Annotated in this window: 23 protein-coding genes and 1 tRNA gene; 17 read left to right on the forward strand and 7 right to left on the reverse strand. The window is 60.5% G+C overall.

Features of this window, described 5'->3' with window-relative positions; translation table 11 throughout:
• The first annotated feature begins 34 nt into the window (after positions 1–34).
• The 4 genes from GOQ25_RS18785 (at position 35) to GOQ25_RS18800 (ending at position 4,617) form a co-directional block, all read left to right on the forward strand.
• Positions 35–1,372 carry a replication-associated recombination protein A gene (locus GOQ25_RS18785; protein WP_160351998.1) on the forward strand — a complete coding sequence of 446 codons (1,338 nt, stop codon included), beginning with the start codon at positions 35–37 and terminating at the stop codon, positions 1,370–1,372.
• A 113-nt stretch (positions 1,373–1,485) separates the two neighbouring features.
• Positions 1,486–2,835, forward strand: coding sequence for a serine--tRNA ligase (gene serS / locus GOQ25_RS18790; protein WP_160351999.1), 1,350 nt, complete (start codon positions 1,486–1,488; stop codon positions 2,833–2,835).
• 159 nt (positions 2,836–2,994) lie between these two features.
• A complete protein-coding gene (locus tag GOQ25_RS18795; RefSeq protein WP_160352000.1) occupies positions 2,995–4,194 on the forward strand; it encodes an HPP family protein in 1,200 nt (399 codons plus the stop codon).
• Between the two features lie 174 nt (positions 4,195–4,368).
• The gene (locus tag GOQ25_RS18800; protein WP_160352001.1) at positions 4,369–4,617 is read left to right on the forward strand and encodes a hypothetical protein; all 249 of its coding nucleotides are present in this window, start codon (positions 4,369–4,371) and stop codon (positions 4,615–4,617) included.
• Between the two features lie 176 nt (positions 4,618–4,793).
• Here GOQ25_RS18800 and GOQ25_RS18805 read toward each other — a convergent pair whose 3' ends face one another.
• Positions 4,794–5,111: a virulence factor gene (locus GOQ25_RS18805; RefSeq protein ID WP_160352002.1), complete on the reverse strand. Its 318-nt coding sequence runs from the start codon at positions 5,109–5,111 to the stop codon at positions 4,794–4,796.
• Between the two features lie 281 nt (positions 5,112–5,392).
• On the opposite strand from GOQ25_RS18805, the gene GOQ25_RS19435 reads away from it, so the two are divergent.
• A complete protein-coding gene (locus GOQ25_RS19435) occupies positions 5,393–5,590 on the forward strand; it encodes a hypothetical protein (protein ID WP_202109545.1) in 198 nt (65 codons plus the stop codon).
• Positions 5,591–5,594: 4 nt separating this feature from the next.
• Here the strand turns inward: GOQ25_RS19435 and GOQ25_RS18810 are convergent, their stop codons facing one another.
• The 3 genes from GOQ25_RS18810 to GOQ25_RS18820 all read right to left on the reverse strand — a co-directional run bounded on the left by GOQ25_RS18810 (position 5,595) and on the right by GOQ25_RS18820 (position 8,536).
• Positions 5,595–6,296 carry a MarC family NAAT transporter gene (locus GOQ25_RS18810; RefSeq protein ID WP_160352003.1) on the reverse strand — a complete coding sequence of 234 codons (702 nt, stop codon included), beginning with the start codon at positions 6,294–6,296 and terminating at the stop codon, positions 5,595–5,597.
• 135 nt (positions 6,297–6,431) lie between these two features.
• The gene (locus tag GOQ25_RS18815; RefSeq protein WP_160352004.1) at positions 6,432–7,832 is read right to left on the reverse strand and encodes a HAMP domain-containing sensor histidine kinase; all 1,401 of its coding nucleotides are present in this window, start codon (positions 7,830–7,832) and stop codon (positions 6,432–6,434) included.
• The gene (locus GOQ25_RS18820) at positions 7,829–8,536 is read right to left on the reverse strand and encodes a response regulator transcription factor (protein WP_160352005.1); all 708 of its coding nucleotides are present in this window, start codon (positions 8,534–8,536) and stop codon (positions 7,829–7,831) included. The genes GOQ25_RS18815 and GOQ25_RS18820 overlap by 4 nt, the downstream gene beginning before the upstream one ends.
• Positions 8,537–8,688: 152 nt before the next feature.
• Here GOQ25_RS18820 and GOQ25_RS18825 point away from each other — a divergent pair, with 152 nt between their 5' ends.
• Positions 8,689–9,123 (forward strand): MarR family winged helix-turn-helix transcriptional regulator, encoded by a 435-nt coding sequence (locus GOQ25_RS18825; RefSeq protein ID WP_160352006.1) that lies wholly within the window; start codon positions 8,689–8,691, stop codon positions 9,121–9,123.
• Between the two features lie 185 nt (positions 9,124–9,308).
• Here GOQ25_RS18825 and GOQ25_RS18830 read toward each other — a convergent pair.
• Positions 9,309–9,398: transfer RNA gene (locus GOQ25_RS18830), tRNA-Ser, on the reverse strand.
• Between the two features lie 221 nt (positions 9,399–9,619).
• Here GOQ25_RS18830 and GOQ25_RS18835 point away from each other — a divergent pair.
• From GOQ25_RS18835 to GOQ25_RS18845, 3 genes are read left to right on the forward strand one after another with little or no spacing between them, the layout of a single operon-like run.
• Positions 9,620–10,402, forward strand: a complete 783-nt coding sequence (locus tag GOQ25_RS18835; protein ID WP_160352007.1) for a 3-hydroxybutyrate dehydrogenase — start codon at positions 9,620–9,622, stop codon at positions 10,400–10,402.
• A gap of 56 nt (positions 10,403–10,458) precedes the next feature.
• Complete coding sequence (gene yaaA / locus GOQ25_RS18840) at positions 10,459–11,229, forward strand: peroxide stress protein YaaA (RefSeq protein ID WP_160352008.1); 771 nt, start codon at positions 10,459–10,461, stop codon at positions 11,227–11,229.
• 8 nt (positions 11,230–11,237) lie between these two features.
• On the forward strand, positions 11,238–12,461 hold the full coding sequence (locus GOQ25_RS18845; RefSeq protein WP_160352009.1) for a nitrate/nitrite transporter: 1,224 nt from the start codon (positions 11,238–11,240) through the stop codon (positions 12,459–12,461).
• Positions 12,462–12,550: 89 nt separating this feature from the next.
• Here the strand turns inward: GOQ25_RS18845 and GOQ25_RS18850 are convergent, their stop codons facing one another.
• Positions 12,551–14,764: an FUSC family membrane protein gene (locus tag GOQ25_RS18850; RefSeq protein ID WP_160352010.1), complete on the reverse strand. Its 2,214-nt coding sequence runs from the start codon at positions 14,762–14,764 to the stop codon at positions 12,551–12,553.
• A 583-nt stretch (positions 14,765–15,347) separates the two neighbouring features.
• Here GOQ25_RS18850 and GOQ25_RS18855 point away from each other — a divergent pair.
• The 4 genes from GOQ25_RS18855 to pssA all read left to right on the forward strand — a co-directional run bounded on the left by GOQ25_RS18855 (position 15,348) and on the right by pssA (position 19,581).
• Positions 15,348–17,063 carry an acetolactate synthase 3 catalytic subunit gene (locus GOQ25_RS18855; protein ID WP_160352039.1) on the forward strand — a complete coding sequence of 572 codons (1,716 nt, stop codon included), beginning with the start codon at positions 15,348–15,350 and terminating at the stop codon, positions 17,061–17,063.
• A 10-nt stretch (positions 17,064–17,073) separates the two neighbouring features.
• Complete coding sequence (gene ilvN / locus GOQ25_RS18860; RefSeq protein WP_160352011.1) at positions 17,074–17,565, forward strand: acetolactate synthase small subunit; 492 nt, start codon at positions 17,074–17,076, stop codon at positions 17,563–17,565.
• Between the two features lie 64 nt (positions 17,566–17,629).
• Positions 17,630–18,646 carry a ketol-acid reductoisomerase gene (ilvC, locus tag GOQ25_RS18865; RefSeq protein ID WP_160352012.1) on the forward strand — a complete coding sequence of 339 codons (1,017 nt, stop codon included), beginning with the start codon at positions 17,630–17,632 and terminating at the stop codon, positions 18,644–18,646.
• Positions 18,647–18,807: 161 nt separating this feature from the next.
• Complete coding sequence (gene pssA / locus GOQ25_RS18870) at positions 18,808–19,581, forward strand: CDP-diacylglycerol--serine O-phosphatidyltransferase (protein ID WP_160352013.1); 774 nt, start codon at positions 18,808–18,810, stop codon at positions 19,579–19,581.
• 72 nt (positions 19,582–19,653) lie between these two features.
• Here the strand turns inward: pssA and GOQ25_RS18875 are convergent, their stop codons facing one another.
• Positions 19,654–20,169, reverse strand: coding sequence for a hypothetical protein (locus GOQ25_RS18875; protein ID WP_160352014.1), 516 nt, complete (start codon positions 20,167–20,169; stop codon positions 19,654–19,656).
• Between the two features lie 383 nt (positions 20,170–20,552).
• Here GOQ25_RS18875 and rpsO point away from each other — a divergent pair, with 383 nt between their 5' ends.
• The 4 genes from rpsO (at position 20,553) to GOQ25_RS18895 (ending at position 25,261) form a co-directional block, all read left to right on the forward strand.
• The gene (gene rpsO / locus GOQ25_RS18880; protein WP_012248532.1) at positions 20,553–20,822 is read left to right on the forward strand and encodes a 30S ribosomal protein S15; all 270 of its coding nucleotides are present in this window, start codon (positions 20,553–20,555) and stop codon (positions 20,820–20,822) included.
• Positions 20,823–20,912: 90 nt separating this feature from the next.
• On the forward strand, positions 20,913–23,072 hold the full coding sequence (gene pnp, locus GOQ25_RS18885; RefSeq protein ID WP_160352015.1) for a polyribonucleotide nucleotidyltransferase: 2,160 nt from the start codon (positions 20,913–20,915) through the stop codon (positions 23,070–23,072).
• Positions 23,073–23,203: 131 nt separating this feature from the next.
• A complete protein-coding gene (locus GOQ25_RS18890; RefSeq protein WP_160352016.1) occupies positions 23,204–23,929 on the forward strand; it encodes a hypothetical protein in 726 nt (241 codons plus the stop codon).
• Positions 23,930–24,043: 114 nt separating this feature from the next.
• Positions 24,044–25,261 (forward strand): threonine ammonia-lyase, encoded by a 1,218-nt coding sequence (locus GOQ25_RS18895; RefSeq protein ID WP_160352017.1) that lies wholly within the window; start codon positions 24,044–24,046, stop codon positions 25,259–25,261.
• Position 25,262 lies beyond the last annotated feature (1 nt).

The raw sequence follows: 25,262 nt of genomic DNA on the forward strand, positions 1-25,262 counted from the left end.
GTGATCCGTTATTCCTCGCCGACCTGATGCCGTCATGACCGACGACCTGTTTGCTGACGATCCCGCGCACCGGCCTTATGTGCCGCTAGCCGAGCGCCTGCGTCCGCGTACGCTTGCCGACGTGGTGGGGCAGACGCATCTGCTGGGCCCGGACAAGCCCTTGCGTGTCGCATTCGAGTCCGGCCGTCCGCATTCGATGATTTTCTGGGGGCCGCCTGGCGTGGGCAAGACCACGCTTGCGCGCTTGATGGCCGATGGCTTCGATGCCCAGTTCATTGCGATCTCCGCTGTGCTGGGCGGCGTGAAAGATATCCGCGATGCCGTGGTGACCGCTCAGGTTGCGCAAGGGCAGGGCAGGCGCACGATTCTGTTTGTCGACGAGGTGCACCGATTTAACAAGGCGCAGCAGGACGCGTTCTTGCCCTACGTGGAAAGTGGCCTGTTCACCTTTATCGGCGCCACAACCGAGAACCCTTCGTTCGAAGTGAATTCCGCATTGCTGTCGCGAGCGCGCGTGTACGTGCTGCAGTCGCTCAATGCCGAGGAACTGCAGCAGCTCATCGACCGGGCGATCAACGCGTTGAACGATGGGCAGCCGGAGTCGGCCCATATGCGAATTCACCCCGATGCGCGCGAACAGTTGGCGGCATGGGCCGATGGCGATGCGCGTCGTCTGATCAGCGCCGTCGAAGTCGTGGCCGAGTCGGCGCAGGCCGCGGGCCGGCAAGAAATCGACGCGCAGTGGCTGGAAATTTCGCTTTCGCAGAATCTGCGGCGTTTCGACAAGGGCGGTGATGCGTTCTACGACCAGATCAGCGCCTTGCATAAATCGGTGCGGGGTTCTGACCCGGACGCGGCGCTTTATTGGCTCTCGCGCATGCTCGATGGCGGTGTTGATGCGCGTTATCTGTCGCGCCGGATCGTGCGCATGGCCTGGGAAGACATTGGCCTGGCCGACCCGCGCGCCATGCAAATCGCCAACGATGCCGCCGCCACGTACGAGCGTCTGGGCAGCCCCGAGGGCGAACTGGCGTTAGGGCAGGCGGTCATTTATCTCGCCGTCGCCGCCAAGAGCAATGCCGGCTACAACGCCTACAACCAGGCGCGCGCTTTTGTGAAACAGGACAAGAGCCGCGAAGTCCCCATTCATCTGCGCAATGCGCCGACCAAGCTCATGAAAGAGCTTGGCCACGGCCACGCCTATCGTTATGCCCATGACGAGCCGCATGGATACGCCGCAGGGGAGAATTATTTCCCCGAAGGCATCCGCGCGCCACGCTGGTATCGCCCCGTGCCGCGTGGTCTGGAAATGAAGATTGCAGAAAAGCTGGCTTTTCTGCGCAAGCTCGACGAAGAAGCCCGTCAGAAATAAAAGGCTAAAATCCAAGACCGTCTTGCGTTCGCGGGCTTCACGGCTCGCGGCGCATCGCCCGCCATGGCGGCTTAGTCGCTGCCGGCTTTTGTCAACCTGAATCCTGCCCGCTCATGCTAGACCCGATACTGCTGCGTAAAGACCTGCAAACCGTCGTAGAACGCCTCCAATCCCGTGGCGTCGAATTCGACACGCAACGGTTCAACGAGCTGGAGTCTCGCCGCAAGGCCGTCCAGACGCAGACCGAGGCCTTGCAAGCGCGTCGTAATGCGCTCGCCAAGCAGATCGGCCAGCTGAAATCCCAGGGGCAGGACGCCTCGGCCGTGCTGGCCGAATCGCAAGCGATTCCGGGCCAGCTCAAGCAGCTCGAAGACGAACTCGCCACCGTGCAACAGTCGCTTCACGAGTGGCTGATGTCGATTCCGAACTTGCCGCACCCGAGCGTGCCCAAGGGCGCGTCCTCGGACGACAACGTCGAAGTGCGCCGCTGGTTGCCGAATCCTCCCGCCGCGGACGGCAATCCGCAGCCGCTGGGCTTCGAGCCCAAGGATCACGTCGCGCTTGGCGAACCGCTGGGCCTGGATTTCGATCTGGCGGCGCGTCTGTCGGGTGCGCGCTTTTCGTTCATGCGTGGCCAGGTCGCGCGCCTGCATCGTGCCCTCGCACAATTCATGCTCGATTTGCAAACTGGCGAGCATGGCTATACCGAGTGCTATACGCCGTACATCGTCAATAGCTCGACCTTGTTTGGCACCGGTCAGTTGCCGAAATTCAAGGACGATATGTTCGCCGTCTCCAAAGGGGGCGAGGATGAAGAACCCAAGGTGCTGGACGATCGTGGCAATGAAATCGTGCGCGAAGACCAGTATCTGATTTCCACCTCCGAAATCACGCTGACCAGCTCGGTGCGCGACACCATCGTGCCCGAAGCCGATCTGCCGCTGAAATTGACTGCGCATACGCCGTGCTTCCGTTCCGAGGCGGGTAGCGGCGGTCGCGACACGCGCGGCATGATTCGCCAGCACCAGTTCGACAAAGTGGAAATGGTGCAGATCGCGCACCCCGAGGCGTCGTATCAGGCTCTCGAAGAAATGGTCGGCCACGCCGAGCGTGTACTGCAACTGCTCGAATTGCCTTATCGCGTGATGCTGCTGTGCACGGGCGATATGGGCTTTAGCGCGGCCAAGACCTTCGACCTCGAAGTCTGGCTGCCGGCGCAAAATAACTGGCGCGAAATTTCCTCGGTATCGAACTGCGAGACCTTCCAGGCGCGTCGCATGCAGGCGCGCTTCCGTCCGGCGCAAGGCAAGCCCGAATATCTGCATACGCTCAACGGTTCGGGTCTGGCCGTGGGCCGCGCGCTGGTGGCCGTGCTGGAAAATTATCAGCAGGCCGATGGCAGTATCGTCGTCCCCAAGGCCCTGCAGCCCTATATGGGTGGTCTGACCGTCCTGAAGGCCTGAAGTCCTGGGCGCGCGCCGTCACGCGACGGCCGCGCCTGATCCCAGATCGCCGGTGTTGCAGGCCGGTCGGTCGTTGTTCATGGTTCCGGGCAGCTGCAGCGGTGCCCCTTTGTGCCGCCTTCGCGCGCGGGATGCTGCGTCTGTTACGCATAAGCTCCTATGGCCGCATCGCGATCGTCACTTTCCTCCTGGTTAATGCGTTTCTGGCCCCAACCACTGCATGTGCCGGCCAAGGAACGCCTGCGCGCCTGCGTGGGCATTCTGATCGGGCTTCTGGTGACGGGCGTGCTATCGACGGCTGTGGGCGAGCCCGAGCACAATACTCCGCTTCTGCTAGCGCCCATCGGCGCCTCCGCTGTATTGCTGTTCGCCGTACCGTCCAGCCCCTTGGCACAACCCTGGCCACTGTTGGCGGGTAATGTCATCGCGGCGCTTGTGGGGGTGACCGTCGCCAAATGGCTGCCTGATCCGATGCTGGCCACTTGTGTGGCCGTGACGCTGGCGATTGGCTTGATGTTCATGCTGCGTTGCGTGCACCCGCCATCCGGCGCGATCGCGCTGACCGCGGTGTTGGGCGATGCCTCGGTGCATGACGCGGGCTATGCATTCGTGCTCAACCCGGTGCTGCTGAATTCGTGCCTGATGTTGGCCTGCGCACTGCTCTACCATGCCGCTACGCGCGGCAACTATCCCTATGCGCTGTTCCGTAAGGACGAGCCCGAGCTTCCGGAAAAGGAGGAATGGGCAGGATTGCTGCGGCATGACATCGATGAGATTCTCCAAGAGCGCGGCGAATTGCTGGCCATGGAATCCGGTGATATTTACGAAGTAGCGCGACAGGCGCTAGAACGCGCCCAACAACGGCGCACGCGCACGTTGCGCTGTGGCGAAGTGATGGTGGCGCCCGTCGCGACCTTGGCCCCCGACACCAGCGTGCGCCAGGCGTGGAAACTCCTGAAACGTCTAAATGTGTCTGCCCTGCCGGTGGTGGGCGAGGGCGGTCGTTACCTGGGCATGGTGACACAGCTCGAATTACTGCGCCGACGCTCGACTACCGGTCGCGCGTGGCCTCTGTGGCCGGGGCCGGGCGGCTATCGTTCGCCATTGCGGGGTATGTTGGCCGCAGGCGTCGTCCCCGTTAGCCCCGATACCTTGATATCGGCGGCCGCCACCCGAATCCTCAAATCCCCGACTGAGGGTGTGCCCGTGGTCGATAGCGCTGGCCGGCTGGTCGGCATGCTGTCAGTGGCGCAATTAGTGCACGACAGCTACCTGGATCCCCTTAATACCCCCACCGGTCCTGCCTCAGGCACGGCAGTTGCTAACTCTGATGTCGCTACACGAGCCGATAAGGTGTAGTTCGATTTATCGGTGACTGTCATATTTCCAACTTATTCATACCGTAACCTGTTGGCAACGATCCGGTTTTTGATGTCAGTAAATGTACGCACGTAAATTAGGGCCGCATCTTTAAGGCACAATACGCGCATCCGTTTACCGGAGTTGTTGTCACCAAGCTTGGGGGTACAAAAAATGAATTCGAAGATGATCGGTGATTTTAGGGTGCGTTGCGACGTGGTCGAGGAGGACGGCCAAGGCTTCAAAGTGCGCATCTGGACGCGTCGCCTCGGTGCGAATGCACCGGAGAAAAGTTGGATGATTCCCGGCCAGCAGCCGCTGCCCAGTCTGACCGAAGCCGAGCAACATCGCATGCAAGTGTTCGAGGGTATTAACGGAGTACGATTCAATGGTGAACCTGAATTCGCGCACCCGTCCGCATAATGGCTGGTGGCGTGCACCCAGCACGCCCCGCCGTATGCCCACGCCGCCAACCCCCGTGAAAATCGTGGGGTGAGGAGCGACAGGGACGACTATCAGCGCAAGGCACTGGTAGTAGTGCACTCAGTGCAAAGGGCGGCGCAAGAAATGCGCCGCCCTTTTTTCGCCCGCGTCAGGAATTAATGTCGGTGACCGTGTTTAGGCCCATGGTGTTTGTGGGGATGATGATGATGCTTCGGTCCCTTTCCAGGGTGATGACGATTGCCGTAGTAATACACAGGGGCGGGGCGCACGTAGTGCGGAGCCCGGTAGACGGGAGGCGGGGCGTAGACCACCGCCGGCGGAGGGGCGTAGACGGGCTGCGGCGCGACATAGACCGGCGCTGGGTAGATTACACCCGGCACACCGATCGACACCCCAATATCCACACGGGCCATGGCCGCACTGGACATCATCAACCCGGCAACGCTAAGGCTCGCGATGAACCACTTTTTCATTTGGATCCTACCTTGCCGCCCGAAGGCAGCCATAGTGAACGAATGGGGCCATTGTCGGACTTTTTCACCCCTAAATCGTCTCGCTCCCCGGTCAAAACGCGACAAACCGCTACAGGGGGCGGCCCTCATCCGGCGTTTTTGCTGCAACGCAAAAATCGGGGCTGTGTCATCTTTCCCAGGGCGAGGCGCCCCGCTGTAATCGACTGAAATTTCATGCCGTTGTCAGCGTTGCAACGCTCCAGTTACATTCTTACACCAACCTTCTGGATATACTGAGCCACATGGAACCGAAATCGCATGACCTCAAGCCCGGCTACTATTGGTACACCATGCAGGGTGATCCCCCTGCCGTGATCCACATCCATGAAAATGGTGGTGCGTCCTTGATGGGCACGGATTTTCGCCTGGAGGCTGAAGGCGTCGCCGACATGCTCGCGCAGGGCGAACGGTTTTTCTGGATCGAACCGCCCGCCTTGTGATGGATCAGGCCGGTACGGGCCGGCCCATTAGCTCGAATATGCCGTTGATGATGATTTGCACGCCCATGCAGATCAACAGAAAGCCCATGATGCGCGAGACGGCATCGATGCCCGATTGACCGAGAAAGCGCGTCACTTGCTCGGCGCTGCGCATACATATCCAGAAAATTCCCGCGATCAGCACGGCGACCGTTATGACCGCCAAGTGCTGCCACAGGTGCAATGCGCCTCCACTGTGCATCGCCGATGCATTGCTGATAATCAACGCAATCGTTCCCGGCCCGGCAGTGCCTGGCAAAGCCAGCGGGATGAACGAAATGTCGCGCGGAGGCGGGCGATGCGGGCCGTGAGACGTGTCCAGGTGCACGGTCGTCTCCGGGGCCATATTGATTTGTGCATCCGTTTCGCTTTGGGTACTGGCGGGAAATAGCATGCCGAACCCAATGTAGGCCACGATCAGCCCGCCCGCGATGCGCAGCCCCGGTATGGAAATGCCAAAGCCGGAGATGATGGCGTGGCCCGCGTAGAAGCACACCAGAATGATGGCCAACACATAAAGCGTGGATCGATCGACCTGGCGGTTGCGCTCTTCATGAGTAAAGTCCCGGCCGAGCGCCAGCAACAGCGTCACGCTCGTGAGGGGGTTAGCCAGCGGCAAGAGCGTGAACAGCCCCAGGCCCACCAGCTTCAAATATTCTATTAACACGCGAGTTTCTCCAACAGCGGGGGCCGGGCAGGCGTACGGTCATGCAGGGCAGACCGTCACCGTGGACAGGCAAGTGGCGGCCGCGATATGGCCAGCTGCGCGGCTCCAAGCGGGCGCGCGGAGAGCACCTTGACGCTAAGCCGAGGCCGCGATGACCTCCGACCCTTGTGGGAAAATCAGCCGCACGCATAAACCGGGTTCGGCATTGTGTAACGTCATCGTCCCATCGTGCAAGCGGGTAATCGCCATGACTGTCGTCAAGCCCAACCCATAGCCAGGCACATGCCGGTGTGCACGGTAAAAACGTTCGCCGATACGGGGCAGTTTCTCGGGTGGGATACCCGGGCCGTTATCCGTCACGGTCAGTGTAGTCTGGTGTGAATTTTGCGTGATTGTGATCTGGATGCGGGCATGCGCGCCCGCGTACTTCAGCGAATTGTCCACCAGCGTGGCCAGCGCGCCAGCCAGCAAATCGGGATCGCCGCGCATGGGCGCGGGCGTACTGCTGTCCAGCCACAGTTCGGCGTTCTGTTCTTCTGCCACTGCCTCGTACAAGTCCACGACATCATGGGCGATGGTGTCCAGTCGTATCGGTTCGAAGTCTTTGCGGCGCGCGCCTGATTCCAGCTCCGCGATATGAAGCAGCTTTTCCGAGATCTTCACCAGATCATCCAGCTCCGCCGATAAACGCTCCACATTGGCGCGGATTTCTTCGCGCGGCGCACCGTTCCAGTCGATGGTACGCAATCGAGCCTGCATGCGCGTGAGCGGTGTGCGCAGCTGGTGCGCCACCGCGTCCGAGACATTGCGCACGCCATGCATGAGCTGTTCGATGCGATCCAACATGCCGTTGATATCGTTGGATAACATGGCAAATTCGTCCTGCGTCGGATGCGCCGGGATGCGCTGGCCCCACTGACCCGCGCCCACTTGGGCAGCAGTGCGCCGTATGACCTCGACGCGTCGCTGCAAAACGCGCCGAAAAAGCGCCGCGCCCAGCAGGACGAGCAGCGCAATGACGCCCGTGGCGGCCAAGCTTACCGTTCGAATCAAGTCCGTGAGCTCGTACAAGTCGCGCAGGTCATGGCCGATGATCAGTGTCGATCCGTCGGGCAGAGTGCGGGCCACCAGATAGCCGTGCGCGGGCTCGCCCCGTAGCAGGACGGATCGCATCACGCCGCTGCCGTTTAGCGGCGCATCGCTGGGATCCCAGGCGATGTTTCCCACCACCATGCGGCCGATCGGATCCAGCAGCATAAACATCTCGGTGTCCGAATTGACGTGATCGGCCATCTCCAGCGTGATCTCGTTCGCCAACCCGGCCAGCCCGCCTTGCTCATAATGCGCGTTCATCCTCTGCGCGGTGATTTGCACCTGACGGGAAAACTGCGACTCCAGAATCTTGACGCTCTGGTAGTAGACGAACATCAAGGACACGAGCGAGGTCAGCAACGCCAGCACGCTGTAATTGAGCGTCAGGCGAAACGCGACCGAGTTCGAGATCGCGTTGAACAGCTGGCCCAGACGGCGGATCATGATGTGCGTGGATCGAGCGCGCCATCGGGCGCCGCCAATCTGTAGCCCACCCCGCGCACGGTATGGATCAGCGGCGTGTCGGATTCGCCATCGACCTTTTGGCGCAGGCGGCTGATGTGCACATCGATCACGTTTGTCTGCGGGTCATAGTGATAGCCCCAGACCGTGGCCAGCAGCATCGTGCGCGTGAGCACCTGGCCGGCGTTATTCATCATATAGGCAAGCAGTTTGTATTCCCGCGGCTGCAGCGCGATCGTCCGTCCGCCTCGGGTGACACGCCCACTGACCAAATCCAACGTGAGATCCGCCACGATCAACTGCCGCTGTTCGTATTGCGGCGACGCGCGACGGATCAGGGCCTCGACCCGCGCGGCAAGTTCGGGGAAAGCAAAGGGCTTGGTGAGATAGTCGTCGCCGCCTGCCTTCAACCCGCGCACGCGCTCGTCCAACGCCGTCAACGCACTGAGCACCAGAACGGGAGTCTTCTTGCCCAGCGATCGCAGTGACCAGAGGATCGACAATCCGTCGACATCGTTGGGCAGCATCCGATCCAGGATGATGGCATCCCAGTGCTCGGTGGTCGCCCGCTGGAGCGCGGTCGCGCCGTCCATGCTGATGACGGGGTCATAGCCCAATTCTTTGAGCCCGTTTGCGATATAACGGGCATTGTCAGCGTCGTCTTCGACGATCAGGCAGCGCCACATAAGATCTCCCGATTGATAGGCAGGCCTGTAGCGGCGCATTCTAGCGCATAGCTCTCGCCGCCGCGCCGGGCCTCGTCCCTGCATACATTGCGAATTCTTAATGATCCTGTAATGACAGCCTGCAGCAGTCGTGTCCTACCATGGTTCCTGCTATGGATACACCCGCGACACGATTGAACGAAAAGGGCGCCACTTTGGCTCCTTCGGATTTTGCCGTGCTGGCTGATTTTCGTTATCAGCTGCGCCGCTTTGCTTTAAATAGCGAAACCGAAGCTCAGGCGCATGGTCTGGCTCCGCAACAGCATCAGGCCTTGGTAGTCATCAAGGCCCAGCCTACAGCTCCCACGGTAACCGAGCTGTCGGAGCGTCTTTGCATTAAATCGCACAGCGCAGCGGAACTCGTCAATCGCTTAGTGCAGATGGGCATGCTCGAGCGCCGCGCCGATCCCAATGATGGCCGCCGCGCGCTGCTGTATCTGACGCCGAATGCCGAACGCACGCTCGAAGCGCTTTCGGCGGCGCATCTCTCGCAGTTGCAGAATATTCGGCCGCTGTTGATGGGGATGTTGGAGAAGTTTGATCGCTGAGAGCGAAGGGCTGATAAAGCGTCGTGCCGAGCTGCCGTTTTATTGGCGACTCGGCGCACGACGTTATTCTGATTGGCTGTAAAGCAACAAAAAACTAGGCCCGGCCGGTCAAAATTCCCCCACCAGCCCAAAAACAAAAAGCCCCTCATGTGAGGGGCTTAACGTCTGTAAGTGCTTGAAAGCACTGGCGGAGAGGGTGGGATTCGAACCCACGATACGCCTAAACGTATACCGGATTTCGAGTCCGGCGCATTCGACCACTCTGCCACCTCTCCTGGTGGTGCACTACATCGATTTCATCCGGAGCCATGGTCGCGCGCCGAAGAACGTAGAGCAGCAAAGCCAAGCATTATACATAAAAATTTCGGAAAGCAAAAACAGGGCTGAAGTCCCCTTTGCGGGTGGGGCCACGGCGGTATCTGCAGGGGCCTGCAGTTACACTTGAAGCCCTGGCCCGACTCGTCCGGCGTGGGCCGCTTCGCCAAGGAGAATTCGCATGCTCAAAGGAAAGGTTGCTGTCGTCACTGGCTCTACTAGCGGCATCGGCTTGGGTATTGCCCGGGCATTCGCCCAGCAAGGCGCGGATATCGTGCTTAACGGCTTTGGCGACGCGGCGCAGATCGAGACCTTGCGGGCGGATCTGGCGCAGGAGTTCGGCGTGACCGTGCTCTACGACGGGGCGGATCTTTCGCGAGGCGAGGCAGTGCGGCAGCTGATCGCCAACACTGTCCAATCGCTCGGGCGTATCGATATTCTGGTGAACAACGCCGGTATCCAGCACACCGCATTGATCGAAGATTTCCCCGCCGAAAAGTGGGATGCCATTCTCGCGCTGAATCTTTCGGCCGTGTTCCATGGCACGGCGGCCGCGCTGCCACATATGAAGACCCAAGGCTGGGGCCGCATCATCAATATTGCTTCGGCGCATGGTCTGGTGGGTTCGCCGAACAAATCGGCTTATGTGGCCGCTAAACATGGTGTGGTCGGCCTGACCAAAGTCACCGCATTGGAGACCGCCGGCAGCGGCGTGACCGCCAACGCGATTTGTCCGGGCTGGGTCCGTACCGCATTGGTGGAAAAACAGATCAGCGCGTTGGCCGAGGAACATCATGTTGATCAGGACACCGCCGCGCGCGATTTGCTGAGCGAGAAGCAGCCTTCGCTGCAGTTCGTGACACCCGACCAACTGGGTGCGACGGCGGTCTTCCTGGCCTCGGATGCGGCCGCGCAGATCACCGGCACCACGCTTACTGTCGACGGCGGCTGGACGGCGCGTTGAGCGCCACACTTGCTTGCCCACGACGCACCACAATTTTTAAGTAGGAATTCCGGCACATGCTGTTTTTGCTTTCGCCTGCCAAGAAGTTAGATTACGACACGCCCGTTCATATAGAGCAGCACACGCAGCCCTTGTTCGTGAAGCAGGCGCAGGAACTGATCAAGGTTTTGAAGAAGCTTTCGGCCGACGAGGTCGCCGAGTTGATGAGCCTGAGCCCCGCGCTGGCGCAGCTCAATGTCAACCGCTATGCCGAGTGGAAACCAACCTTCACGCAGGACAACGCGCGCCAGGCGGTGCTCGCGTTCAATGGCGATGTTTACGAAGGCCTGCAGGCCTCTAGCCTATCGCAGGCGCGGCTGGAGTGGGCGCAGGATCATGTCGCGATTCTGAGCGGCCTGTATGGTGTATTGCGTCCCCTCGATCTGATGCAGCCATATCGGCTCGAAATGGGCACGCGACTGGCCACGCCCAAGGGCAAGAATCTCTACGAGTTCTGGGGCACCAGCATCGCCGATTATCTGAACGAACGGCTCGCTGACCAAAAGTCGCCCATCATTGTGAATCTGGCCTCCGAGGAATATTTCAAATCGGTGGACCAAAAGGTTCTGAAAGCCCGCGTCGTGCAATGCGTTTTCCAAGATTGGAAAAACGGCGCCTGGAAAGTGATCAGCTTCCATGCCAAGCGAGCACGGGGCTTGATGGCGCGCTATGCGATCGAACACAAAGTCGCCAAGCCCGAAGGACTGCAGAAGTTCGATTCCGAGGGCTACGCCTACGATGCCGACGCATCGAGCGCGGACAAACTCGTCTTCCGTCGCAAGGTCTGAATCGTCACATGCCCGCCGGATTGCGCGTCTTCGCTTTTTTCTCGCTAGGGTATCTGGTCTCATATCTGTTTCGCGGGGTGAATGTCGGCTTCGGGCCGATCCTGGTGCAGGAACTGCATTTGTCGGCGGGCGATCTGGGCACGTTGACGAGCCTGTATTTCCTCGGTTTTTCGTTGATGCAGATTCCCGCCGGCATCTTCCTGGATACCTGGGGGCCTCGGCGGGTTAATGCCTTGATGTTGCTGGTCGCGGCCACGGGTACGCTGGTGTATGGCCTGTCGGATTCGCTTGCAGGATTGATGGTGGGGCGGCTGTTGATCGGGGCAGGGGTGTGCGTGTGCCTGGGGGCGGCGTTTCAGGCGCTGGCGCGTGTGTTCCCATTGCAGCGCTTGCCGTTGATCAACGGACTGGTGATGGCCGTGGGTGGTTTAGGCGGCGTGCTGGTCGGGGCTCCGTTGTCCTGGGCGTTGAACATCAGCTCTTGGCAAGCCATCAGCATCGCCCTCGCGGGTGTGACCTTGGCCGTATCCGCGTTGATTTGGTTCGGTGCCCCTGCAAAAAACGAAGCACCGCGCCAACCGCCCAGTCTTGCGACCCAGCTACAAGGCACATGGGCGCTGCTACGCAATGCGCGCTATTGGCGTTTGGTATCGCTGCCCGTGATGACGGGTGGGGCGTTCTATGGCGTGCAGTCGTTATGGGCGCGGCCCTATCTGACGGATGTGAATGGCGTCAGTGGCGGGCAGGCGGCCGCATTGGTGTCGCTGCTGGGCGTGGCCATGATCGTGGGGAATGTAGGTTTGGGCGCGATGGCGCGGCGCGTGGAACGTATGGGCCTGGGCTTGTATGGATTCGGTGGCCTTTGCCTGACCTTGTATCTGCTGACGCAGGCATTGATCATCTGGCAAGCGCCGGTGCCGCTCGAATGGTTGTGGGCCGCTTATGGCGCATTCGGTTCGGCCAATATTCTGGTGTATGCGTTATTGGCCGGAGAGTTTCCGCCAGAGCTGCTGGGACGCGTAACGGCCACTACGAACCTGCTGATGTTCCTGATGATTTTTCTTTGCCAGGTCGGCATAGGCTGGATTGTCGACTGGTGGCCCGCGCAGGCTGGCGTTTATCCGCCCGAGGCGCATGTGACAGCATGGAGTGTGGTGTTGGCGCTGCAGGTGGCCGCTGCGGTTTGGTACTTCTGGCCGGTGCGCAAGCGTGGCGGGCAACCGCTGGCATAGCTGCGTATCTCAGCGACGCTGGCGTCGTACGGGACGTATTAAGGCAAGCCTATGCCGCCTGCGTCCGTCCCGCACTTTTTAACGCAGGCTTATGCCGCCGCGACAGCAGGCCTGGTTTGAGGCGGATCATCCACGGCGGCAAGCTCTTGCCGGATCTGTTGCGCAGCCCGGATCATTTGCTTGAGCGGATAAGCCAAGGTCGCCAGTTCCCCTGTCGTATCGAACTGCGTCGGTAAATCGGTCGGGGCAGGTTGCTGATCGTCCAGCATATCCACCAGACCATAAAGCGCGCGGCGCATGGATTCGGGCGTGTTGTCCAACGTCGCCAATAGCGGCACCGCGGCCGTAATCTGCGAGGCCATGATGTGGTTTTGGATCAGCAGATTGTTGAATTCCGGCACATTGACCTGATGCGAGCGCGGTTCGCTCATCATGCGATAGAACGCTTCGGCATAGTTGCTAAAGGCAATGTGCACATTTTTGCGGGCCAGACGCCACGCGATGTCGGCTTGCTCGGGTGTGGGTGTGTCCTCGGTGGGCGCCATGCCCGCCGCGGCGGCTTGCATGGCGCGCGCATAGCGCAGGCCTGTGCGCAGGTACTCGCGGTTGGCGTTGGTGGCGGCACGCGCGAGCGGCTTCATATAGCGGGCTTCCCACCAGGGCAGCACATAGCTGCAAGCCAGCGCAATGGCGCAGCCCAACGCGGTATCGATCGCCCGCTCGCCGATGACCGCCATCGACACAGTGCCGGGTGCCACGAAATGGAACACCAGCACCACGAACAGCGTATTGAATATCGCGCTCGCCATGTAGTTCAGCTGCACCAGGCTGTTGCCCATGATGCAGGCCATCAACAAGACGGGGAACAGGACTTCGGGGCGCGTGGTGAAGTGGAAAAGCACCAGCGCCAGCATGCAGCCAATCAAGGTGCCCATCAGCCGCCATCCATTGCGTTGACGAGTCAGGGCAAAGCCGGGCTTCATGATGATGACGATGGTCAGCAACACCCAGTAGCTGTGCGCGGCAGAGGCCGGGTCGCTGCCGCCGATCACGGCCATGGCCAGCGCCGCTGCCAAGGCCACGCGTACGGCATAGCGGAAATAGGGGGAATCCAGACGCAGATTGCTGGTCAGCATGCCGACGCGTAGTTCCTGGCGCGACATGAATTGAGTCAACGATTTATCGATGCGTATTTCGTCGGTGGGCTGCGCATCGCGACGGGCGGCGGTGTGTTCGACCAGCTTATTGACGATGCGCGAGGCATTGCGCAGGCGTCGCAAGACCTGGACGATCAGCGCCAAGGTTTCCGGCTCGCGCTCGGCCATGCCTTGCTGTTTGAATTGCTCGACCTCGTATTCGATGGCACGCAGTTCGGCCTTGACGCTGCTGCGGTACTGCGTGGCGCGTCCGCGCGACACATCGAATGCGATCCGGTTGATTTCCACGGACATCTTGGCCAGCGCGTCGCGCATGAACATCAGGCAATCGTGCCCGGCCAACGCGCGACGCAGCGACGCATAATCCGTATGCGAGGCCACCAACGTGTCGAGCAGCTGCAGCATATTGACGAACATATTCCACAGCATGACGCGTTCACTGTCGCCATAGCCGCGGCCGCGCGGCAGCGCGCGCAACACGATGTCGCGCGCGGCCTGATGTTTCTCGGTCATCACCGACTGGGCCCGGATCAGTCGCCGGTAGCTTTCGTCCAGGTCTTCGGCCTCGTCATAAAACCGGCTGCGGGCCGCCATATAGTCGGCCGTGGCAAAGAGCGCGACCGACATCGCCTGGCGCTCCTCGCGCAGCCATAACAGGCGGCTGAATGCGATGCTGAAAGCCAGATAGAACATCGCTCCGCCTAATGTGGCGCCCACGTGCATCCAGATTTGCTCGGGGTCTATGGCCGAGTGCATGGTCAGCGTCATGATCAGCAGGCCGCCGAACCCGATTAGGCCACCCCGCTTGCCGAAAACGGAGAACATGGAAAAGAAAAAGCTCTGTCCGATGATCGCCAGCCAGAGCAGAAACGGGTGCATCGAGGCGGCGCCCGTGATCATGACGGTGAGAGTCGCCAATACCGCGCCACCCAGCATTTCGTTGGTGCGATGCCGTTGAGGGCCGCCGGGCTGGTCGATGATCGCCAAGCACTGCGCGCCAAAGGTCGCGACCAGACCCAAGCTGTAATTGCCGAATAATCCGCCCACGATCAGGACGGGCAGCAGCATTCCTACGCCTTGCCGCACCCCACCAAAGAAATAGTGGCTGTAAAGAAAGCGGGGAATACTGGCGATGCGGAAGTCCATGGGCAGGCCGCTGCAGAGTCGGGATGCTGCAAGTATAGGAACAAGTGGCTGCTTGTGTGTGACAGCGCGCTCGTGTGCTGCGAGGTTGGGCGGGTGATTTCGTCTAGGACTGGTCCGATTTGTACGAACGCGCCTGAGCATGCTGATCAGCCACCCCTGAGTGGTGCCGGCTGCAGGCAGCCTGCATTGACTGTGGCAAATTTGTCTTCTCGATTTGCTCCTAATCCCGCAACGCGGTAAATTCTCGGTCTTGCGCCGGCCTGCCTATCCGATGCTGGCGCTCAGGCAAGCGGATCGCCTGGGCTACATTCCAGACGTTTCCGCGGCAGTAATTACCTGCTGTTGGCCGCGTCACAAGCGTGTGTTGCCAAAGCTTCCATTTCGACCTCCAGCGTCCCCATGGGGCGTTTGCACTGCGTTCCCGACGAATGCGTGTCAGGTCGGCAAGGTGTCTGGGTGGAGAGGTTCCGTGAATCTCAAAGCGCCAGGTCATGTTGTCGATGTTGGTACAAGTTCCGTTGCAGCCGTATCAGGGCGGGCAACAGTCAGGAAAACCGTGCCGGTACTGAAACAGGAAACCATCATGGAAACCATAGGCGCCGATATACTCGTGCGCTGCCTGGCCGAAGAAGGCGTGGAACACGTTTTCGGCTACCCCGGCGGTGCCGTGTTGTACATTTACGACGCGATTTTCAAACAAGACAAGTTCAAACATATCTTGGTGCGCCACGAGCAAGCTGCCGTGCATGCCGCCGATGCCTATTCGCGCGCGTCGAATAAGGTGGGCGTATGTATCGTGACCAGCGGCCCCGGCGTGACCAACGCCATCACCGGCATTGCCACGGCGTACATGGATTCGATCCCCATGGTCATCATCAGCGGGCAGGTGCCCACTGCGGCCATCGGTGAGGACGCTTTCCAGGAATGCGACACGGTCGGCATCACGCGTCCCTGCGTGAAGCACAACTTCCTCGTGCGCGACGTCAAAGATCTGGCCGACACGCTGCGCAAGGCGTTCTATATCGCCCGCACCGGCCGTCCCGGTCCCGTGCTCGTGGACGTGCCCAAGGACGTCAGCCTGCAGCCATGCAAATATGTACCGCCCAAGGGCGAGATCAGCATGCGCTCGTATGCCCCGGTCAATAAAGGCCACCAAGGGCAGATCAAGAAAGCCGTGCAGATGCTGTTGTCGGCCGAACGTCCGATGATTTACACGGGCGGCGGCGTCATTCTGTCCGACGCTTCCGAGGAACTGCGCCGCGTGGTCGAGCGCCTGGGCGCGCCGTGCACGAATACGTTGATGGGCCTGGGCGCCATGCCCGCCTCCAGCCGTCAATTCGTGGGCATGCCTGGCATGCACGGCACCTACGAGGCCAACATGGCCATGCAGCACTGCGACGTGCTGCTTGCCGTGGGTGCGCGTTTCGATGACCGCGTGATCGGCAATCCGCGCCACTTTGCGCAGAATGCCCGCAAGATCATTCACATCGATATCGATCCGTCCTCGATCTCCAAGCGCGTTCGCGTGGACGTCCCCATCGTGGGCAACGTGAAAGACGTGCTGGTCGAGTTGCTGGCGCAGTACGACGCCGCGCGCGCCGACGCCAAGCCGGCCTCGCTGGACAAGTGGTGGCAGCAAATCGAAGCCTGGCGCGGCAAGCAATGCCTGCACTACGCCGGCTCCGACGAAGTCATCAAGCCGCAGTTCGTGGTGGAAAAACTCTGGGAAGTCACCGGCGGCGACGCCTTCGTGACTTCCGACGTGGGTCAGCACCAGATGTGGGCGGCGCAGTACTACAAGTTCGACAAGCCGCGTCGCTGGATCAATTCCGGTGGCCTGGGCACGATGGGTGTGGGCCTGCCGTACGCCATGGGCGTGCAAATGGCCAATCCGGGCGCGGAAATCGCCGTGGTCACCGGCGAAGCCTCGATCCAGATGAACATCCAGGAACTGTCGACCTGCCAGCAATATCACCTGACGCCGAAGATCGTATGCCTGAACAACCGGTTCCTGGGCATGGTGCGTCAGTGGCAACAGATCGATTATGGCTCGCGTTATTCCGAGTCGTACATGGATTCGCTGCCCGACTTCGTCAAGGTGGCCGAGGCGTATGGCCACGTAGGTTTGCGCATCGAGCGCCCGGCCGATGTCGAGCCGGCGTTGCGCGAAGCGTTCAAGAAGCACAAGGATCGCCTGGTCTTCCTCGACTTCATCACTGACCGTACCGAAAACGTGTGGCCGATGGTGAAGGCCGGTCGCGGGCTGACCGAGATGCTGCTCGGTTCCGAAGACCTGTAAGGAGGCGTTCATGAAACACGTGATTTCCGTGCTGATGGAAAACGAACCGGGCGCACTCTCGCGCGTGGTCGGGCTTTTCTCGGCGCGTGGCTACAACATCGAAACCTTGACCGTCGCGCCCACCGAGGACGCCACGCTGTCGCGTCTGACCGTGGTGACCGAGGGTTCGGACGAGATCATCGAACAGATCACCAAACATTTGAACCGTCTGGTTGACGTGGTCAAAGTGGTGGATCTGACCGAGGGTGCCCATATCGAACGCGAGCTGATGCTGATCAAGGTGCGCGCGGTCGGTAAAGAGCGCGAGGAAATGAAGCGCATGGCCGATATTTTCCGCGGCAGCATCATCGATGTGACCGACAAGTCCTACACCATTGAGCTGACCGGCACGCAAGACAAGGTGCAGGCTTTCATCGACGCCCTGGATCGCAGCGCCATTCTGGAGACCGTCCGTACCGGTGTGTCCGGTATCGGTCGCGGCGAGCGCATCCTGAAAATTTAAGACGGGCTGTGCTGCCGTCACCTATTAAATCAATCTGAATTCAAAATAAATCCGGAGTACACCCATGAAAGTTTTCTACGACAAAGACTGCGATCTCTCCCTCGTTAAAGGCAAGACCGTTGCCATCATCGGCTACGGCTCGCAAGGTCACGCGCACGCGCTGAACCTGCACGACTCGGGCGTGAAGGTCATCGTCGGTCTGCGCAAGGGCGGCGCTTCGTGGAACAAGGCCGCCAACGCCGGCCTGGAAGTCAAAGAAGTCGCCGAAGCCGTCAAGGCGGCTGACGTTGTGATGATGCTCTTGCCCGACGAGAACATCGCCGCCGTCTACCGTGACGAAGTGCACGCCAACATCAAGGCGGGCGCCGCACTGGCCTTCGCTCACGGCTTTAACGTGCACTACGGTCAAGTCGTGCCCCGTGACGACATCGACGTCATCATGGTTGCCCCCAAGGCCCCGGGCCACACCGTGCGCGGCACCTACGCCCAAGGCGGCGGCGTGCCTCACCTGGTGGCTGTGTACCAGGACAAGTCCGGCTCGGCCCGTGATGTTGCCCTGTCGTACGCCAGCGCCAACGGTGGTGGCCGTGCCGGCATCATCGAAACCAACTTCCGCGAAGAAACCGAAACCGATCTGTTCGGTGAACAGGCCGTTCTGTGCGGTGGCGCCGTTGAACTGATCAAGGCAGGCTTTGAAACCCTGGTCGAAGCTGGCTACGCTCCCGAGATGGCCTACTTCGAGTGCTTGCACGAGCTCAAGCTGATCGTGGACCTGATTTACGAAGGCGGCATCGCCAACATGAACTACTCGATCTCGAACAACGCCGAATTCGGCGAATACGAGACCGGTCCGAAGATCATCACCGACCAGACCCGTCAGGCCATGCGTCAAGTGTTGGCCGACATCCAGACCGGCGAGTACGCCAAGAAGTTCATCCTCGAAAACGCCGCTGGCGCCCCGACCCTGACCTCGCGTCGCCGTATCAACGCCGAGTCGCAGATCGAACAAGTCGGCGGCAAGCTGCGCGCCATGATGCCTTGGATCGCCGCTAACAAGCTGGTCGACAAGTCCAAGAACTAAGCATGACGACTGTCGTGCCGGGCCTTTCGGGGCAAGGCACGCAACATGCGGCATCCTCCCGAGGGAGGGTGCCGCATTTTTTTCGCCCGGCGGCGCCGGTGCAGGTCTTTTCGGGCAGGATGAGTTAACCTTTCGGTTGTCCGCTGCCACATTGTGTGAATATGCCCAACTTTTCCATGCGAGATTCTGAGAATCGCCATCGCAGCATTTATTTGCTGCCCAACGCCTTTACCACGGCTGCGCTGTTTGCCGGGTTTTACGCGGTCGTGCAGGCGATGAACGATCGATTCGAAACGGCCGCCATCGCGATTTTCGTGGCGATGGTGCTCGACGGGATGGACGGCCGCGTGGCGCGGCTGACCAATACTCAGTCGGCGTTTGGGGAGCAATATGATTCGCTCTCGGATATGACCTCGTTCGGCGTGGCGCCCGCGTTGGTCATGTACGAGTGGGCGCTGCACGATCTGGGGCGCTGGGGCTGGCTTGCCGCGTTTGTCTATGTCGCCGGGGCCGCGCTGCGTCTGGCACGCTTCAATACCAATATTGGTGTTGTCGATAAACGCTATTTTCAGGGCTTGCCCAGCCCGGCCGCGGCAGCGCTGGTGGCGGGGTTCGTCTGGCTGGCGATCGATAATAAGTTGCCCATGTCCGAGGGTGTGATCGTCTGGGTGGCGTTTATCCTGACCATGTATGCCGGCGTGAGCATGGTGTCGAACGCGTCGTTCTATAGCGGCAAGAGCTTTGCGCTCGGGCGTAGTGTGCCGTTCTGGGGCATTTTGCTGGTGGTCGCTGTTTTTGTTTTCGTATCGAGTGACCCCCCTGTCGTCTTGTTCGGCCTGTTTGTCCTGTATGGATTATCCGGCTGGGTCGTCATGCTGTGGCGTTGGAACCGCGCCAGAAAATTCCAGCATGATCGTCGTGCTGGTAGCGACTAATCCCATAGGGAATCTGGCCTGATCGGGGCGCCTGGCGTAGGACGCGGGCGCCCTTGTCACATTCAGGCTTTATTACCGCCAGAGGCGGTCTTCGTCATACTCCGGATCCGGCCCGGGATGAAAGCGCGTCACATGGTTACCATCGCGTCCCATGTAGACGTACATCAACGAATTCCAGACGCCCGATTGCTTGTAGCGGTACGCCCAGACAGTCTCGCGTACGCTGGGCAGGCCCACACCGGAGATGTTTGCGGGCGGCCCGAATTCGCAACGGACTTGGTCGGCGGTCCAGCCCAAGGATATTCGCTTGAAATAGGCATCGGTCAGGATGGACTGCATTTGATCGATGCGGCCGTCGGGCAGTACATCCGCGCCCCAGGCAAATTGCCCGGCAGGCTGCATCGTCCAGATCACCCGTCGCGTGCCGTCCGGTCTGACGCATTCAAAATTCGGCTGCCCCATCTGAGCCTCGACTTGATTAAAAGGCGTGCCGGGAGCGATCTGGGTGGGATTGGCGCAGGCGAGGAGCGCGCCCACGGCGCTCAAAGATATCGTTAATCTGGCCAGACGACGGGCGAAACCCCGCATAGCATGCTCCTGTGAACGGCTTTCAATCGGGGGCGATAGATGCTCTCTTGGGCACCGTCGCACCCTATGGGCAATTCTAACGGGTCTGTACCCGCGCGTGCAGTTTCCGTGCGGGCGGAGCGCGACCGTCGCTCGCCAAAGCCGCAAATCTCGCCCCTCGAGACGTTCGCACGTGGCTTTATAGGCAAATCCCGCGAATCGGCTATAATCGCTTTCGTTATTTGCCCGGCTGTCGCGCATGGTCGGGCAATTTAATATCGAACGCACGTCAAGAAGTTGTACAAAACGTCGTATTCGCGCTCGAAGGCGCGGGCAGCTTTTTGTCGTTTATCAACCCACGGTTGGGCACCTCGGCCCCACCGCAAGTCCGAAGAGGTCATTCCATGTCCGTAGCTGACATCAAAAAAGCCGACATCGTCGCTCAGTTTCAACGCGCCCAAGGCGATACCGGTTCCCCCGAAGTCCAAGTGGCTCTGCTGACCGCCCGTATCAACGAACTGACCGGTCACTTCAAAGAACACATGAAGGATCACCACTCGCGCCGCGGTCTGCTGCGCATGGTCAGCCGTCGCCGCAAACTGCTCGACTACCTCAAGGGTCGCAACCCCGATTCGTACCGCGCTCTGATCGAAAAACTCGGTCTGCGTAAGTGATCGGCGGGGCTGGCTCCCCATGACACAACCGTGGTCGTTGCGGCAATCGTCGCAGCGGCCACGGTTTTTCATTTGTAAGGAATTCTCGTCATGTTCAATAAAGTGACTAAGTCGTTCCAATACGGCCAGCATACGGTCGTACTGGAAACCGGCGAGATCGCCCGTCAGGCCTCCGGCGCCGTGGTGGTGTCCGTCGACGATACGGTGGTATTGGCCACCGTTGTGGCCGCGAAAAATGCCAAGCCTGGCCAAACCTTCTTCCCCCTGACCGTCGATTACATCGAAAAAACCTACGCCGCGGGCCGTATCCCGGGTGGGTTCTTCAAGCGCGAAGGCAAGCCGTCGGAAAAAGAAACCCTGACCTCGCGTCTGATCGATCGTCCGCTGCGCCCGCTGTTCCCCGAAGGCTTCTACAACGAAGTCCAGGTCGTGCTGCACACGCTGTCGGTCAACCCGGAAATCGATCCCGATATCCCCGCCATGATCGGCGCCTCCGCCGCGCTGGCGATCTCGGGTATTCCGTTCAATGGTCCGATCGGCGCCGCGCGCGTGGCCTATATCAATGACCAGTACGTGCTCAACCCCACCGCTTCGCAGCTGAAGACGTCCAAGATGGACCTCGTGGTGGCCGGTACCGAAAACGCCGTGCTGATGGTCGAATCGGAAGCGCAGCAACTGTCCGAAGAAATCATGCTGGGTGGCGTGGTGTTCGGTCACGAACAAATGCAGGCCGCTATTAACGCGATTCACGACCTCGTTCGTGACGCAGGCAAGCCTGACTGGGATTGGCAGCCCGCGCCCAAGAACGAAGCCCTGATCGCTGCCGTCACCGCTGCCGCGCAGGATGGCCTGGTCGCCGCCTACCAAGTTCGCCAAAAGCAGGCTCGCACCACGCAACTGCGCGAAGTCTATGCGCAGGTGCACGCGACCGTGGCCGAGCAGGCTGCCGCCGCCGGTCAGGACAAACCGGATTCGGTCGAAGTCGACAACATCCTGTTCGATCTGGAAGCCCGCATCGTGCGTGGTCAGATCTTGAACGGTGAGCCGCGTATCGACGGTCGCGACACGCGCACCGTGCGCCCGATCAGCGTGCGCCTGGGCGTGCTGCCGCGCGCTCACGGTAGCGCCTTGTTCACCCGTGGTGAAACGCAGGCGCTGGTCGTCGCGACCCTGGGTACCAAGCAGGACGAGCAAATCATCGACGCGCTCATGGGCGAGTACCGTGACCGCTTCATGTTGCACTACAACATGCCTCCGTTCGCGACCGGTGAAACCGGCCGTATCGGTGTGCCCAAGCGCCGTGAAATCGGCCACGGCCGTCTGGCCAAGCGCGCACTCGTCTCGCTGCTGCCGCCCCACGAAGATTTCCAATACACCATCCGTCTGGTGTCGGAAATCACCGAATCCAACGGTTCCTCGTCGATGGCATCGGTGTGCGGTGGCTCGCTGGCCATGATGGACGCCGGTGTGCCGCTGCAAGATCACGTGGCCGGTGTGGCCATGGGCTTGATCCTGGACGACGGCAAGTTCGCCGTGCTGACCGATATCCTGGGCGATGAAGATCACCTCGGCGATATGGACTTCAAGGTGGCGGGTACCGAAAACGGCATCACCGCGCTGCAGATGGACATCAAGATCCAAGGCATCACCAAGGAAATCATGCAGGTCGCGCTGGCTCAAGCCCGCGAAGGCCGTCTGCACATCCTGGAAAAGATGCGTGAAGCCCTGCAAGGCTCGCGTGGTGAGCTGTCGGCTTTCGCTCCGCGCATGCTGACGATCAAGATCAACCCCGAGAAGATCCGTGACGTGATCGGCAAGGGCGGCGCCACCATCCGTGCGCTGACCGAAGAAACCGGTACGCAAATCGATATCTCCGACGATGGCACGATCGTGATCTCCAGCGTGGACGAGGCTCAAGCCCGCGAGGCCGAGCGTCGCATCGTCGAGCTGACCGCGGATGTCGAAGTCGGCCAGGTCTACGAAGGCTCGGTGCTGCGTCTGTTGGATTTCGGCGCGATCGTGCAAGTGCTGCCGGGCCGCGATGGTCTGCTGCACATCTCGGAAATCGCCAACTATCGCATCGCCAACATCAACGATGTGCTGAAGGTCGGTCAACACGTGCGCGTCAAGGTCATCGAAGCCGATGACAAGGGCCGTCTGCGTCTGTCCGCCAAGGCCATCGGCGGTATCGAGCAGCAGCAGCCCGCAGGTGAGGCTGGCGCTGGCGAAGCCGCGCCCAAAGCTGAATAAGCTTTGCAATGATTGAACAGGAACGGCACCGCAAGGTGCCGTTTTTGTTTGGTTTACGGTACATTCCATGTGCGCCGTGGGCGCGGACCATAACGGAGCCCGCTAGTGCTACAGACAGGAATCGTGCAGGCATGAGGTATCGCAGGTGGGTGACGCGTATCGGCGCCAGCGTATTCCTGCTCGGCGCGGCCGGCTGTTCGTTCACCCAAGAGCCAGCCGTTGGTCCGCAAAGCGAAGACATGTCGATGGATCAGTTCGCGCAGACGGACTTCAATCGCACGGTTACCATCGGGATCCGCGACAACCTCGATAGCCTCTATATCCTGTTGGATAAGCTTTATCGTCGCAATCCGCGTGAATGGCGCAAGTCCGGTGCGGCCAGCCAGGAGGCTGCCGTGCAACGCGTGCGGCAGCTGATCGAAACGCGACGTCCGCCGACAGACCTGCATGGGCTGCGCGACATTCAGATTCTGGCAGTCTCGCTGGACCCAGCCTATACGCGCGACCGGGTGGCCGCGTTTATCTATGGTCTTGCAGACACTCTGATCGCCGCGCATAACGACAAAACGCGCATCTATGTCTCCGATGTGCTGAGCGGGCAACGTATCTATAACGCGGCACGTAACGTCGAGGCGGCCGCGTGGTTGTTGAGTACGCGGCGTGACGCGGCAGGGCAGCCACTGTTATACGCCAACGAGATCTCCGCCCAGGTCACAAACCTGAGTTTCGAGCGCGAATTCGGCGAAATCATCGGGCGGCTGGATCTGATAGCCAATCTGTTGGGGGAAAACACCCGTCGTGTGGGTATCAATTACGCGCAAGGGCTGCTCTTTTTCAATTTCCTGCCGGTGCGCTGACGATTTACACTCGCTACGTTTTCGGCTCGCATGACGCGGGCTCAGCCGCTGCCGCCACGACACTCGTGCGCTGTGCCACCGTCGCGTGCGGCTGATGGATTTTTGGACTCTATCGTGATCGATCTCGCCGCTATCGAAGCTGCCCGCGCCCGTCTACATGGCCAGGTGCTCAAGACCCCCTTTACCCATTCGCGCACGCTCTCGGACATGCTGGGCGCGGAGATTTGGCTGAAGTTCGAGAACCTGCAGTTCACCGCCTCATTCAAAGAACGTGGCGCGCTTAATCGGATGCTGGCGCTCACGCCCGACGAGCGTGCTCAGGGGGTGATCGCGGTGTCCGCGGGCAATCACGCGCAGGGTGTGGCCTATCACGCGCAGCGCATGGGCGTGCCCGCGGTCATCGTCATGCCGCGTTTTACGCCCACCGTTAAGGTCGCCAATACCCGACGCTTCGGCGCGGAGGTCGTGCTGCATGGCGACACCTTTGACGATGCACAGGCGCATGGCTACCAGCTTGTGCGCGAACGGGGCCTCATCATGATCCATCCCTATGATGATGCGGCGGTGATTGCCGGCCAGGGCACGCTGGCGCTTGAAATGCTAGAGGATCAGCCCGATCTGGATGCGATGGTGATAGCCATCGGCGGTGGTGGCCTGATTGGCGGCATCGCCACGGCCGCGCGCGCGATCAAACCCGGCATTGAGATCGTGGGGGTCCAGACGGAACGGTTTCCGGCGATGTATGCGGCGGTGAATCAGGTCGATATGACGCCGGGCAACTATACGATTGCCGAAGGTATCGCGGTGAAAACGCCTGGCGTGCTCACCCAAGAGATTGTTCGGCGCCTGGTCGATCGCATCGAGCTCGTCGGCGAAAGCGATATCGAGCATGCGATTGTGGTGCTGCTAGAGATCGAGAAAACAGTCGTGGAGGGCGCGGGCGCGGCGGGCTTGGCGGCGCTGCTGCACGATCAGGCGCAGGGCGGCAATCGTTTCCGTGGCAAACGCGTGGCGTTGGTCCTGACGGGCGGCAACATTGACCCGTTGATGTTGGGCGAGTTGATCGAGCGCGGCATGGTGCGCGCTGGCCGTTTGGCACGCATCCGCGTAGATCTGCGGGACTTGCCGGGTGCGCTTGCGCACGCCACGAAGCTTATCGCCGATGCACAGGCCAATATCACCGAGGTCCATCATCAGCGCGCGTTCACTGCGCTGCCAGTGCGCAATGTCGAAGTCGATTTCGTGCTGCAAACACGGGGCCCCGAGCACATTCAGGAAGTCATCGACATTTTGAATGCAGCGGGCTTTGCCGCCAGTAACCACAATCAGTGAG

The organism is Bordetella sp. 15P40C-2, assembly GCF_009763235.1.
In the GTDB taxonomy this organism is placed as follows: Bacteria; Pseudomonadota; Gammaproteobacteria; order Burkholderiales; family Burkholderiaceae_B; genus Bordetella_A.